The sequence below is a fragment of the [Rhizobium] kunmingense genome, from assembly GCF_977018605.1.
The window spans coordinates 433,067-446,531 of sequence record NZ_CDRNXG010000001.1 but is presented as its reverse complement, the minus strand read 5'-3'; the positions used below and the strand labels follow the sequence as shown (position 1 = coordinate 446,531).

At 60.4% G+C, this 13,465-nt stretch carries 14 protein-coding genes; all 14 read left to right on the top strand.

Annotated elements, in window-relative coordinates; translation table 11 throughout:
* Nucleotide 1 precedes the first annotated feature (1 nt).
* The gene (gene motC / locus AC0JZ4_RS02340; protein ID WP_471884851.1) at nt 2-1,288 is read left to right on the top strand and encodes a chemotaxis protein MotC; all 1,287 of its coding nucleotides are present in this window, start codon (nt 2-4) and stop codon (nt 1,286-1,288) included.
* Nucleotides 1,285-2,688, top strand: a complete 1,404-nt coding sequence (fliK, locus tag AC0JZ4_RS02335) for a flagellar hook-length control protein FliK (RefSeq protein ID WP_471884850.1) — start codon at nt 1,285-1,287, stop codon at nt 2,686-2,688. Before motC ends, fliK begins: the two co-directional genes overlap by 4 nt.
* Complete coding sequence (locus tag AC0JZ4_RS02330) at nt 2,651-3,325, top strand: transglycosylase SLT domain-containing protein (protein WP_471887759.1); 675 nt, start codon at nt 2,651-2,653, stop codon at nt 3,323-3,325. The genes fliK and AC0JZ4_RS02330 overlap by 38 nt, the downstream gene beginning before the upstream one ends.
* 283 nt (nt 3,326-3,608) lie before the next feature.
* A complete protein-coding gene (gene rem, locus AC0JZ4_RS02325) occupies nt 3,609-4,280 on the top strand; it encodes a transcriptional activator Rem (protein WP_471884849.1) in 672 nt (223 codons plus the stop codon).
* A gap of 143 nt (nt 4,281-4,423) precedes the next feature.
* A complete protein-coding gene (locus AC0JZ4_RS02320) occupies nt 4,424-5,710 on the top strand; it encodes a flagellar hook protein FlgE (protein ID WP_471884848.1) in 1,287 nt (428 codons plus the stop codon).
* A gap of 36 nt (nt 5,711-5,746) precedes the next feature.
* Nucleotides 5,747-7,267 carry a flagellar hook-associated protein FlgK gene (flgK, locus tag AC0JZ4_RS02315; RefSeq protein ID WP_471884847.1) on the top strand — a complete coding sequence of 507 codons (1,521 nt, stop codon included), beginning with the start codon at nt 5,747-5,749 and terminating at the stop codon, nt 7,265-7,267.
* A gap of 2 nt (nt 7,268-7,269) precedes the next feature.
* Nucleotides 7,270-8,367, top strand: coding sequence for a flagellar hook-associated family protein (locus AC0JZ4_RS02310; protein ID WP_471884846.1), 1,098 nt, complete (start codon nt 7,270-7,272; stop codon nt 8,365-8,367).
* Nucleotides 8,368-8,403: 36 nt separating this feature from the next.
* Complete coding sequence (gene flaF / locus AC0JZ4_RS02305) at nt 8,404-8,751, top strand: flagellar biosynthesis regulator FlaF (protein ID WP_471884845.1); 348 nt, start codon at nt 8,404-8,406, stop codon at nt 8,749-8,751.
* On the top strand, nt 8,748-9,197 hold the full coding sequence (gene flbT, locus AC0JZ4_RS02300; protein ID WP_471884844.1) for a flagellar biosynthesis repressor FlbT: 450 nt from the start codon (nt 8,748-8,750) through the stop codon (nt 9,195-9,197). Before flaF ends, flbT begins: the two co-directional genes overlap by 4 nt.
* The gene (gene flgD / locus AC0JZ4_RS02295) at nt 9,188-9,667 is read left to right on the top strand and encodes a flagellar hook assembly protein FlgD (RefSeq protein WP_471884843.1); all 480 of its coding nucleotides are present in this window, start codon (nt 9,188-9,190) and stop codon (nt 9,665-9,667) included. Before flbT ends, flgD begins: the two co-directional genes overlap by 10 nt.
* Nucleotides 9,668-9,695: 28 nt before the next feature.
* Entirely contained in the window at nt 9,696-9,962 is a 267-nt protein-coding gene (gene fliQ / locus AC0JZ4_RS02290; protein WP_471884842.1) for a flagellar biosynthesis protein FliQ, read from the top strand.
* Nucleotides 9,963-10,066: 104 nt separating this feature from the next.
* Entirely contained in the window at nt 10,067-12,154 is a 2,088-nt protein-coding gene (flhA, locus tag AC0JZ4_RS02285) for a flagellar biosynthesis protein FlhA (RefSeq protein ID WP_471884841.1), read from the top strand.
* Nucleotides 12,155-12,198: 44 nt separating this feature from the next.
* Entirely contained in the window at nt 12,199-12,951 is a 753-nt protein-coding gene (gene fliR / locus AC0JZ4_RS02280) for a flagellar biosynthetic protein FliR (protein WP_471884840.1), read from the top strand.
* Nucleotides 12,952-12,961: 10 nt separating this feature from the next.
* Nucleotides 12,962-13,381, top strand: a complete 420-nt coding sequence (locus AC0JZ4_RS02275; RefSeq protein WP_471884839.1) for a hypothetical protein — start codon at nt 12,962-12,964, stop codon at nt 13,379-13,381.
* The last annotated feature ends 84 nt before the right edge of the window (nt 13,382-13,465 follow it).

The following is a 13,465-nucleotide window of genomic DNA, read 5'->3' as shown; positions in this document are numbered from 1 at the left end:
GATGGGTCTGACGCGGATACGGTCTCTTCTGGCCGCCGGTCTAGTCTGCGGCGCAGTCGCGCCGGGGGCAGCGATCGCGCAGGAGCCGAGCGAGCTTACGCCCTATTCGATGCTGCGTTCGCTGCAGTTCGTCCAGGATTCGGTCGTGCTGGGAGATCATTCGGCCGGCGAGATGCAGCGCTTCATGCTCGGCACGCTCGACAAACGCCTGAGAGCCTCCGATCCCGCGGTTTTCCAGGACCCCCGCAATGTCGATGCGGCGCTGATCTACGCCATGAGCGGCGGCAATCCGGCGACGCTAGAATATCTGGCGTCCCGCGATGTCGACGGTAATTTCGACAATCGCGTTGCCGATGCCCTGCGCAAGTATCTGAGCGGCCAGGGCACGCTGGCGGCCAAGAGCCTGGCCCAGATGGCGGAGGAATACCGCGATCAGAAGATCGGTCCCTATCTGGCGCTCGTCAGCGGCAATGTGGCGATCACCTCCGACCCGAAAGCGGCCCTCGTCCAGTATGACTGGGCGCGGCTGACGGCACCCGGCACGATTGTCGAGGAGGCGGCCCTGCGCCGCTCCGTCGCGATTGCTGTCGAGGCGAACATGGTCAAGGAAGCGCTGTCGTACTCGACACAATATGCGCGCCGCTACATCCATTCTCCCTATGCCAGCCAGTTTGCCGATTTCTTCGTCGACCTTGTGATCGCTCATTATGGCGAGATCACCGAGGGCGATATCGACGGCGCGCTGGAATTCATGGATGCCGACCGCCGCCGCGAAATCTTCCTGCGGATCGCCCGGCAGGCAACCCTCAAAGGCGGCGTGGCGCTCGCAGCGCTCGCATCTTCCAAGGCCGAGGCTCTTACTGGCAGCGGCACCGGGAACGGCACGCCGGAAGCGATGGCGAAACTGTTCGGCAGCATGGCGGAGATTCCGACCGGCTCCGTCAGTTCGGCCATGGACGCCATTTCGGCGATCAACGAGGAAAATCTCTCCGAGCGCGATCGTGCGCTTCTGCGGGCGGCAAAGGCGATTGCGAGCCAGGTTGTCGCGGCGCCCTCTGCCAACAGCCTCGCGCAAGAATCAGGGGGCAATCTGTCCTCTACGACTACGGCGGAATCTCCATCCGCTTCGACCGGAAATGACATAGCCGGAACCACCCCTGAATTATCCGATCCGGTTACCGGATCTCAGGCTTCATTCGATCCGGCCTTCAAGTCCTTCGTTGATGGCGGTCGCTCGAAGCTCGATGCCATTGATGACCTGTTGAAGGAGGAGAACGCGTCCCCATGATGAACATCCAGAGCACAGGCGCCTCCGACGCCGCGACCTCCGCCCAGGCCTCCTCCCCCAAGAAGACCGGTGAAAGCAACGACGGCTTTTCCGAGGCTCTCTCGAGCTTCGACAAGGATGCCGCCTCGCAGAAGACCTCGGCGAAAACCGATGGTGGCGACGATCAGGCCTTGCCGCAGGATGCCGAAGCCGACACGACGGCTTCCACCACGCGCAAGCCGATCATCGACCTTCGCCCGGAATCGCTGCGCAAGGCCGGTCCCGTGATCGACCTGCAGAGCGAGACGATCGCCTCGGCCGAAACCGCCAAGGGTGGCAAGGATGTCCGCGAGCTGACGGTTGCCGAGAAGAAGCTCAAGGAAGCACTCGCGACCGCCAAGGCGCTTGCCGCGAAATCCGATGCGGCCGAAAAGGCCAATGGCGCAGCCGATGACACCGAAGTCGACATCGAAGCGCTGCTTGCCAGCGGTAGCGAGGTCGAGCTGTCCGATATTCTCTCGTTGCTGAACGGCCAGGGTGCCGCCGCGGCCCTTGAAGGCATGGCGCCGGGCCAGAAGGCGAATGGTGGCCAGGGCGGCAAGCGTGACGCCGATGAGCTCAAGGGCAGAAGCAGCGCCGCCATGGATGCGCTGTCGGCCGTCTCCTCCACGTCGGATGACATCGACATGCCGGGCGACGTGCAGCCTTCGGCAGGCGATGACCGGGTGTTCCGTTTTCAGGGCAGCAAGGGCGAGCGCCATAGCGTGGATATGGTCGCCGGCGACAGCCGCTCCGAACGCGCAGCCGAATTCCGCAATTCTTCCGGCAATGCCAGTGAGACCGTGACGGTTCTCGACGCACGCCGCTTCATCGGTCTGGCGCCGAATTCTTCTGCTCTCACCTCGGCGCTTTCCGGCGACAAGGGCTGGGTCGCGGCGATGCAGTCCAGCGCGGCTGCCCAGGCGATTGACGCTCAGAACGCCACCGGGGGCGTCGTCAACACGCTGAAACTGCAGATGACGCCGCATGATCTCGGCTCGGTCACGGCCATGCTGCGCCTGCATGGCGAGCAGCTCAACGTCCACCTGACCGTCGAGACCCGTGCCGCGTATCGCCAGCTGGCCGATGATAGCAGCGGCATCATGGACGCATTGAAGGCCCAGGGCTTTGCCATCGACCAGGTCACGATCAGCATCGCGCCGACCGCGGACAGCGATACCTCCAACAACCCGTTGAACGGCCAGAACGGACAGCAGGCCGCCTCTGAAGGCAACAGGCAGGGCGCGGCGAACCGCGGTCAGGAAAATGCCGCAGGAGGCCAGAGCTTTGATGACCAGGCAGGAAACGGCAATGATGGCGCATCGGAAAACCAGGCTGCTTCCCCTGCTGGCAACGCTCGCCCTGGCCAGCTCTACCTCTAGCGCTCATTCGGCTTCGCTTTTCTCTGCCGGCAGCTGGGGCTCCGCTGCCGGTACGGGTAATCCGGCCGCGCTTGCGCAGCCCGCGCCAGCGGTCGCGGCAAAGCCCTCCGCCCTGCCTAAATCGTCGCCGCGCGCTGCTGTCGGCTCCGGTGACTGCGAGCGGGAAATTCAGTCTGCCGCCGCCAAATACGGGGTGCCGGAAGGCATCCTCTACTCGGTCGGGCTGACGGAAACCGGCCGCAAGGGAAGCCTCAGTTCGCTCGCGATGAACATTGAGGGCAAGGCCTATTTCGCCGCATCGATGCAGGATGCAATGCAACAATTCGGTGCCGCGAAAACGCGCGGCGCAAAGCTTATCGACATCGGTTGCATGCAGATCAACCACCACTTTCACGGCGAGAATTTCTCCTCCGCCCAGGAGATGTTCGACCCGCGCAAGAATGTGGAATACGCTGCAAAGTTCCTGAAGGCGCTCCATGACAGGCATGATACCTGGACGATGGCGGTAGCAAGATACCACGCCGGACCCAATAACGATCCCGCCCAGAAGCGTTATGTCTGCCGTGTCATCGCCAATCTCGTGGCCACCGGCTACGGAACATGGACCACCAACGCCACCCGTTTTTGCCAGGCCTGAGCGCGTTCAGGTTGCCTCCTGTGGGTAACTTGAATCGTATGATTGCGTATATTTCGAAAAATGCGGAAAATGAGGCACGCAAGCCCTGTCGGTTTCGGCGTTAACTTTTCCACTTCGAAATTGTGCCAAGGCCGCGATGACCCACTAAATGTAGTGCAAATCGCCGCTCAAAGGTTAATCAACTATTAATTTGTTTGGTTAACTTCCCACAGCTTGTTTGGGATTCCTCCGATTCGTACCCATAGAGCCATCGAGGCACCACAACTGATTCGGAGGCGGACGAATGATCGTAGTGGTAGATGAGCGTGAGCTCGTAAAAGACGGATACACGTCGTTATTTGGACGTGAAGGCATTCCTTCCACGGGTTTCGACCCGCGGGAGTTCAGCGAATGGGTGGAGTCGGCAGCCGACTCCGATATCGCAGCGGTCGAGGCATTCCTGATCGGACAGGGCGAGCGTTCGCTCGAGCTGCCGCGGGCAATCCGCGATCGTTCCATGGCACCGGTCATCGCGGTCAGCGATCAGCCGTCACTGGAGGCGACACTCGCCTTCTTCGACAGCGGCGTCGACGATGTCGTGCGCAAGCCGGTTCATCCCCGTGAGATCCTTGCACGTGCGGCGGCAATCCGTCGTCGCCTGAAGGCGATCTCCAACTTCACCGACATCGGTTCGATCCGCGTCTTCTCCGACGGCCGTGATCCTGAAATCGACGGCGACACCTTCGCGTTGCCGCGCCGCGAGCGCCGCATTCTGGAATATCTGGTCTCCAACCGCGGTCGTCGCGTGTCGAAGACGCAGATCTTCAACGCCATCTACGGCATCTTCGATGAGGAAGTCGAAGAGAACGTCGTTGAAAGCCACATCAGCAAGCTGCGCAAGAAACTGCGCAAGAAGCTGGGCTTCGATCCGGTCGATTCCAAGCGTTTCCTTGGCTACTGCATCGACTGGAGCTGATGGAGCTGACCTTGGCTCATTCCCGAAAGGCCGCCGTTATCGGCGGCTTTTTCATTTCTAAAAATGACAAACCGTCAAGTCAGACAGCTTCACGCAAGGCTTGCCCACTAGGTTCGGCACCAGCCTAATAGGAGACTTCCCATATGAGCATTTTCGGTTCCATGAGAACGGCCGTGTCTGGCATGAACGCCCAGTCCAACCGGCTCAGCACCGTCGGGGACAATATCGCCAATTCCAGCACTACGGGCTACAAGCGCGCGTCAACCGCGTTCTCCTCTCTGGTCCTGCCTTCAACGTCCGGCAGCTACACATCCGGCGGCGTGCAGACGAACGTTCGCTACAGCATTTCCGAACAGGGCACGATCAGCTACACCACGTCGTCCACCGACCTTGCGATCCAGGGTGAAGGTTTCTTCATCGTGTCCGATCCGGCCGGTACACCTGCGCTGACCCGCGCCGGTTCCTTCCAGCAGAATTCCGAGGGCTACCTCGTCAACGCCGCCGGTTTCCAGCTGATGGGCTACCCCTACGGCTCGAACCCGCCGGCGGCCGTCGTTAACGGCTTCAACGGCCTCGAGGCGATCAACATCAACGATTTCGGCCTTGTCTCCTCGCCGTCGACGCAGGGCAGCTTCCCGGCCAACCTGGACAAGACGGTCGACCCGATCACGGGTGACACGCCGGATACGAACAGCGCCACCAGCACCTATCACAACAAGGCCTCGCTGACCGGCTACGACAATTCCGGCGCCAAGGTGCTTTACGACTTCTACTACACCAAGGTTTCCGATAACTCCTGGGAAGTCACGGTTTTCCGCCAGGATCAGTCTACCGGTGGCGGCTTCCCCTATGTCGCGACAGCTGACGCGCCCGATCTGGTTCAGACCTCGGTAACGCTCACCTTCGATCCGAACACCAACACGCTCGCGGATGGTTCGCCGACTGCGATCGATATCGAGGATCCGAATGACGGAGCCACGCCGGCGCAGCTGATCAGCATCGATCTGTCCGACATGACGCAGTTCTCCACCGACTTCACACCGGGCAGGGGTATCGTCAACGGCAACGCGCCGAGCCCGATCAGCGACGTGCAGATATCGAGCGATGGTCTGGTAACGGCAGTGTATCAGGATGGCGGCCGCCGCGCGATCTATCAGATCGCCCTTGCCACCGTTCCGGCGATCGACAAGCTGATGCCGCAGAACGGCAACGTCTACATCCCGACCAACGACTCGGGCGTCGTCACCATCGGCTTCCCGCAGGAAGGCGTGTTCGGCCAGATCTACTCCGGCGCACTCGAAGGCTCGAACGTGGATATCGCCACCGAGCTGACCGAGATGATCGAAGCACAGCGCATTTATACTGCAAACTCCAAGGTATTTCAGACCGGCTCGGACTTGATGGACGTCATCATCAACCTGCGACGGTAACTTAATCCGAGAATGAATCTCGAGAGGTAATTTAAGATGTCGCTTACATCCGCAATGTCCACGGCGCAGTCCATCTTCACGAATACCGGCACCCAGTCGTCGGTTACGGCGAAGAACATCGCCAATGCGCAGAATCCGGATTACATCCGTCGTTCGGCCATGGTCGTCACCGGTGGCAACGGCGCGATGATAGGCACCATCGTTCGCGCTTCCGACCAGCCGCTGTTTCGTCAGACGATCGAAAGCACTTCGATCTCTTCCGGGCAGCGGACGCTTCTGAACGGTCTGGAGCAGATCAAGAGCCTGATGGGCGGCAACGATTACGAAACGTCGCCGGCCAGCTATCTCTCTGCCTTTCGAGAAAGCATGGACGCGTTTGTCGGCCAGGCAAACAACAACGCCATGGGTTTGGCCGTCGTCTCCAGCGCCCAGGATCTGGTCACGACGCTGAATTCGGCTTCCGACAAGCTTCAGGCGATCCGCAAGCAGGCCGACGAGAATATCGAGCAGAACGTTGCCGACCTCAATACGCTGCTGGCAAAGTTCGAATCCGCCAACAACGCGGTCAAGAGCCTCACTGCAACGGGCGGTGATCCGAACGATGCGCTCGATGAGCGTGATGCGCTGCTCAAGCAGATCTCCGAAATCGTCGGCGTTTCGTCCTATGTGCGCGAAAACAACGACATGGTGCTCTACACTTCGGACGGCGTGACGCTGTTCGAGGCCGGTCCGCGCGCCGTGACTTTCGCGCCGACATCCGCGTTCGATGCGGGCAACACGGGCGGCGCGGTTTTCATCGACGGTGTCCAGCTCAAGGCAGGCGTCTCCGGTGACACCAGCGCCAAGGGCTCGCTCCAGTCGCATCTGCAGATCCGTGACGACATCGCCCCGGTCTTCCAGTCGCAGCTAGACGAAATCGCCCGAGGCCTGATCACGGCATTCCAGGAAACCGATCCGAGTGGCACGCTTGAGCCGCGCACGGGTCTCTTCACCTATGTGGATGAAAGCGGGGCGCTTCAGACTGATGTGCCTGTGGCCGTGGAATACGATGCCGACGGCAATCCGGTGGCCAACTCGGCGGTCGTTGCAGGTCTGGCATCGCGCCTGCGTCTCAACCCGGCGGTTCAGCCGCCCAACGGCTCGGCCAACCTGATCCGCGATGGCGGCATCAACGGAACCGAGTATGTGGTCAATCTCGTCAACGGCCAGCCCGGTGGCAGCAGCTATTCGGCACTGCTCGATCGCTACAACGAAGCGCTGGAAGCCCCGCTCGCCTTCGACCCGGCGACGCAGATCGGCGATACGCCCGACATCATGTCGATGGCATCCGACTCGCTCGGATGGCTGGAACAGCTGCGCAGTTCCGCATCGACAGCCGATGAGGCGAAATATGCCATGCTGACCCGCAGCTTCGAAGCCTTCTCCAGCGAGACCGGCGTCAGCCTCGACGAGGAGCTTTCTCTTCTTCTCGATATCGAGCAGTCCTACAAGGCCGGCGCGCGGCTCATGTCCACCGTCGATGAAATGCTGCAGACCCTTCTGGATATTGCGAGCTGATTATGAAGACCTCCTTTATTTCGTCTCTTGCGGTACAGACCACGATGCGCAACTCGATCGCGAGTGCGCAGCGCGAACTGGTCGACGCCAATACCGAGGCCGTCAGTGGCCGCTACGCCGATATCGGCGCAACGCTTGGCGCCAGCACCTCGCGCGCGCTCGATCTGACCCGCGAGCTGACCCGTATCGACAGTCTTTACAGCACCGCCTCGCTTGCTACCCAGCGGCTGGAAAGCGCGGAACTGGCTCTGTCCAGCATGGACACGCTGGCGCTCGACATGCAGAACGCGATCATTTCGCTCGGAAATGCGACTGACGAGACAAGCCTGGCCACGGCGCGTACCGTCATGAGCGCATCGCTTTCCGCCTTTACCGGCTTCGCCAACACGGCCGTTAACGGAGAATACATATTTGCGGGTATCAATAGCGACGTAAGACCTCTGGACGACCTTGTCGCCGAGGACTCGCGTGCCAAGCTTGCGTTTGACCGCGAACTTCAGCAGTTCCTCGACGACAATGCTTTGGCGAGCAAAGAGGAGATGACGGAGACTCACATGGAGGCCTTTCTGGCCGACATTGAGAAGAAGTTCACGGGCGAGGAGCTGACCACCAGCCCTCCGCACGATGCGGAAGATGCTGGCCTGGATTTCTGGACCACCTTCGTCTCATCGGCCTCCGACGAGAACATGAAAAGCCGCATCACGCCGACGGAAGTGGTGGAAAGCTCCACCAACGCCAACAGCATGGGCATGCGCTACTTCGCACTCGCTGCCGTCACGTCCGTCGAGTTCCTGACCGCTGGCATGAACCAGGGTGCACGCGAACTGGTCGGCGAAAAGGTCAGCGAGAGCTATGTCAGCCAGGCGCAGAGCGGTCTGGTCCAGCAGAGAACCACAATCGGCATCTATACCGAACGCGTATCCAAGGCTGGCGAAAGCTTGAGGGCGCAAGAAGATATCCTGACGACTCACCTCGGTGATCTTCAGGATGTCGATGCAGCGGAAGCGGCGACGCGGGTGAACACCCTGCAGACGCTTCTGGAGACCGCATATTCAGTGACGTCTCGGATACAGAATCTGAGCCTAGTCAACTACCTTTGATGACCAAGGGTAGCGATGAAAATGAAGGATACATGAATGTACCAATTTTCATATGCCGAGATCATGGAGGATGGCGTCGCTGACGCCAAGGACCGTGAACGGCAGGCCTTGAATCGCTCGATCGAGCTTCTCCTCGCGGCAGGTGCCGACAAGGGATATTCTCGGGCGACTGTCGAGGCGGTGTTTTATACGCGGCGTGTCTGGATCCGCTTCATCGAGGATCTGAGACAGCCGGACAATGAACTGGCCACGGAACTGAGAGCCGACCTGATCTCCATCGCAATCTGGATCCTTCGGGAATGCGAAAAGATCAGGAAGCGTCAATCGACAAACTTCCAGGGCATAATCGACGTGACCACCATCATCAGGGATGGACTGAAATGAAAAGCACGCTGCGCATCTCTCTGAAATCCGGCGAACGTATCTTCATCAACGGCGCTGTTCTGCGCGTTGACCGCAAGGTCGCACTGGAATTCCTGAACGACGTGACCTTCCTTCTGGAAAACCACGTTCTCCAGCCGGAGCAGGCAAACACCCCGCTTCGCCAGCTCTACTTCATCGCCCAGATGATGCTGATCAATCCGGAAGGCAAGGAGCAGTCCTCGGTCCTGTTCCGCAAGTCGGTCAGCATGCTGCTCAACTGCTTCCAGGACGAGCAGATCCTTGCGGAGCTGAAGCGGGTCGACGGCATGGTCGCATCCGGTCGCGCATTCGATGCGCTGAAGGCCATTCGCGGCCTTTATGTCATCGAGGACCGCATCCTCAACAATCAGGAAATGGCGCCGGCCATGATCGAGCAGATTCGCAAGGAGATCGCACCATGGCGGTAGACTCAATCACCAGCGCAACCAACCCGTATGCCTCCGGCAACGGTGCGGCCGCCGCAGCAGATTCGTCCAAGGCGACCCTGAACTACGAAAACTTCCTGCAGCTCTTGATCGCCCAGATGAAGAACCAGGACCCGACCGACCCGATGGATGCGACCGAGCAGGTATCCCAGCTCGCCACCTTCTCGCAGGTCGAGCAGTCGGTGAAGATGAACAGCAATCTTCAGGCGATGATCCAGGCGAATTCCTTCTCGCAGGCATCGGATCTGGTCGGCAAGTACGTCAAGAGCGCAGACGACAAGATCGTCGGTCTGGTCAAGGAAGTCGAAGTCTATTCGGACGGCCTCGTCGCCATCACCGAGGCGGGAGACAAGGTCCTCATCCAGCCGGGCGTCGTCATCTCCGACAAGCAGATGTCGGCTACTCCGGATACCGGTAGCGACACCGATACCGAATCAGGTAACGAAGCCTGATCAATCTCAGGCGGAAGGAACCGGCTCAATGAATGAAGCCGATGCCCTCGATATCATGCAGGCAGCGATCTGGACCATCCTGATCGCGTCCGGCCCGGCCGTCGTCGTTGCGATGGTCATCGGTGTAGTCATCGCCTTCATCCAGGCCCTGACGCAGATTCAGGAAATGACCCTGACCTTCGTCCCCAAGATCGTCGCCATCATGGTGACCCTCGGCATCTCGGCGCCCTTCATCGGCGCCCAGATCAGCCTCTTTGCCAATCTGGTTTTCTCGCGGGTCCAGTCCGGTTTCTGAACCGCCCGCAAAGGCTATCCTCGCGCAAGCTTCGACCGTTAATGGGGTAGGCGAACCGGCAGGTCTTGTGTCTGCCGCCTTCTCATGAAGAGACGGAAACTGCTATGGCGCAACCACCCGCATTATCCATTCCCAAGGTCGCTCCAAGCGGTCGTGACATAGGCTTCGCAGCCGGCATCATCGCCATTCTCTGCGTCCTGTTCCTGCCGATCCCGGTCTTCCTGATCGATCTTGGTCTGGCCTTCTCCATCGCTCTTTCCGTCCTGATCCTGATGGTATCCCTGTGGATCCAGCGGCCGCTCGACTTCTCGTCGTTCCCGACCGTGCTGCTGATCGCGACGATGATCCGCCTGGCACTCAACATCGCCACGACACGTGTGATCCTGTCGCACGGCAACGAGGGTCATGATGCGGCCGGCGGCGTGATCGCCGGCTTTGCCTCGCTCGTCATGTCCGGCGACTTCGTCATCGGTGTGATCGTCTTCATGATCCTGGTGACGGTCAACTTCATCGTCATCACCAAGGGTGCGACGCGTATCGCCGAAGTCGGCGCGCGCTTCACCCTCGACGCCATTCCCGGCAAGCAGATGTCGATCGACGCCGACCTTTCGGCCGGTATCATCGACGAGAAGGAGGCCCAGCGCCGCCGTACCGAACTGGAGCAGGAAAGCGCCTTCTTCGGCTCCATGGACGGTGCCTCGAAATTCGTTCGCGGTGACGCCGTCGCCGGCCTCATCATTACCGGCATCAACATCTTCGGCGGCATCATCATCGGCTATTTTCGCCATGACATGCCGATCGGCGAAGCGGCCGACGTTTTCGTCAAGCTGTCCGTCGGCGACGGTATCGTCTCGCAGATCCCGGCCCTCATCGTCTCGCTCGCCGCCGGCCTTCTCGTCACCCGCACCGGCACTGCCGGCTCCGCCGACAAGGCGGTCGTCGATCAGCTCTCCGGCTATCCCCGCGCACTCTCCATGGCCGCCGGCCTGATGTTCGTGCTCGCCCTGGTTCCGGGCCTGCCGCTTCTTCCTTTCGTCGCGCTCGGCGGCCTGATGGCATTCGGCGCCTGGCTTGTGCCGCGCCGTGTCGAGGCCGAGAACAAGGCCCGCCGCGAAGACGAGGAAAAGAAGGTCGTCCAGACCAAGGAAGCCGACAAGGATTCGGTCAAGTCGGTGCTCAAGACCGCCGAGATCGAACTCGCGCTCGGCAAGCAGGTCTCGACCCGTCTTCTCGGCGCTCACCAGGAACTGGCCTTCCGCGTCGGCAAGATGCGCAAGAAGTTCGCCAGCCAGTACGGTTTCGTCGTTCCGGAGATCAAGGTTTCCGACGACATCATGATCCCGGAAAAATCCTACCAGATCCGCATCCACGGCACGACGATCGCGTCGAACCAGCTGCGTGTCGGCGATGTTCTCGTCGTCACCGGCTCTGGCCGCAAGCCGTCGATCCCCGGCGACGAGATCCGCGAACCCGCCTTCGGCATGCCGGCTGTCTCGATCCTCGAAACCTTCGCCGAAGACCTCAAGCGCGAGGGCTTCCACCCGATCGACAACGTCTCGGTCGTGCTCACCCACATGTCGGAAGTGATCCGCAACAACCTGCCGCAGCTTCTCTCCTACAAGGACGTGAAGATCCTGATCGACAGGCTGGACCCGGAATACAAGAAGCTCGCCGACGAAATCTGCTCGTCGCACATGTCCTATTCGGGCCTTCAGGCGGTGCTCAAGCTTCTCCTGGCCGAGCGTGTCTCGATCCGCAACCTGCACCTCATCCTCGAAGCGGTCGCCGAACTTGCGCCGCATGTCCGCAAGACGGAGCAGATCGTCGAGCATGTGCGCGTGCGCATGTCGCAGCAGCTTTGCGGTGACCTGGCGGATAACGGTACGCTGCGCGTCCTGCGCCTGGGCAACAAGTGGGACATGCTGTTCCATCAGGCGCTCAAGCGCGACAACAAGGGCGAGGTCGTCGAGTTCGACATCGATCCGCGCACGCTCGAAGAGTTTTCCGAGCAGGCGACCAAAGTTATCCGTGAATTCATGGACCGCGGACTGCCCTTCGTACTTGTTACTTCGCCCGAAACCCGCTCCTATGTGCGCATGATCATCGAGCGCCTGTTCGCGACGCTGCCGGTGCTCTCGCATGTGGAACTCGCCAAGGGTCTGGATATCAAGATCCTCGGTTCGATCTCATGATCCGCCGATCCCTGACCGACAGAAGTCGCTGACCGAAAACGCCCATGATCCTTGACCCGCAGGGCACCATTCTCGCACTGTTCCTGGCTTTCTGCCGGATCGGCGGCTGCATCATGGTCCTGCCGGGCTTCGGTTCCTCGCGCCTGCCGATGCAGATCAGGCTGTTCACGGCGGTCGCCGTTTCGATGGCGATCCTGCCGGTTCTGTGGGACACGATCTATCCGCGTGCATCCTCGCCCGGCGCGACCTATGTCGGCCTCATCGTCACCGAGACGATGATCGGTGTCATGTACGGCCTGATCGCCAGGCTTTACACGCTCGGCCTGCAATATGCCGGCGCGATCCTGACCATGTCGATCGGCCTGTCGCAGCCGGGCGGGCATGACGTTCTGGAAGAGACCCAGGACCCGACGCTGACCAGCATGCTGACCTTTTGCGGTCTGCTTTTGCTGTTCATGATGGATTTCCATCATATCGTCATCAGGGCGCTGATCGATTCCTATACGGCGACCCCTCTCGGCGACGTTCTCGATCCGCAGAAAATGCTGATCACGCTTACCGATACGCTGCGCGCAACGACGATGATCATGTTGCGACTCGCAAGTCCGTTTCTGATCTACGGCCTGATGTTCAACGTCGCAATCGGCCTGATCAACAAGCTGTCGCCGCAGATCCCGGTCTACTTCATCTCAACGCCGTTCCTCGTGGCCGGCGGCATCTTCCTCGTCTATCTGTCGATCGCGGTCCTGTTGCGTCAGTTCGTTGACGGCTTCGGCCCGGTCTTTTCGAATTTCTAGGGGGCAATCCATGGCATCCGGTTCCACCAAGCGATCCGAAAAGCTGAAACGCCTCGTTGCCGTGCAGCGGCATCTGGAAAAGATGGCCGATTCCGACCTGGCGGCGACCGTGCGCCACCGCGCCGAGGTCAACCAGTCGATCGAGAACACCGTCGAGGCGCTGGGTTCCATCGATCCCATCCACCGTCAGTTCGCCCAGCAATATTCCGAGCGCGTCGGCCGCCTGACGGTCAAGGAGCGCCAGCTCGCAGGCGTCCAGCAGATGCAGGAAATGAAGGTGATGAAGGAACGCACCAAGGCTGACCGGCTGGAAGACAACATGAAGGACGCCCGCGAACTGGAAGATCGCGAGGATGCCGACAACGCCATTTACGAACTCATCGAAATGATGCTCGCTGCGCCAGCCTCCAGCAAGCTTCAATCGTCATAGTCCTGCGCATCGCACCGCACGCATCGGGGACTTCTCGCGTATGTGGTGCAATTTCAAACTCTTGCCGCGTACGGGGCCGCCTTT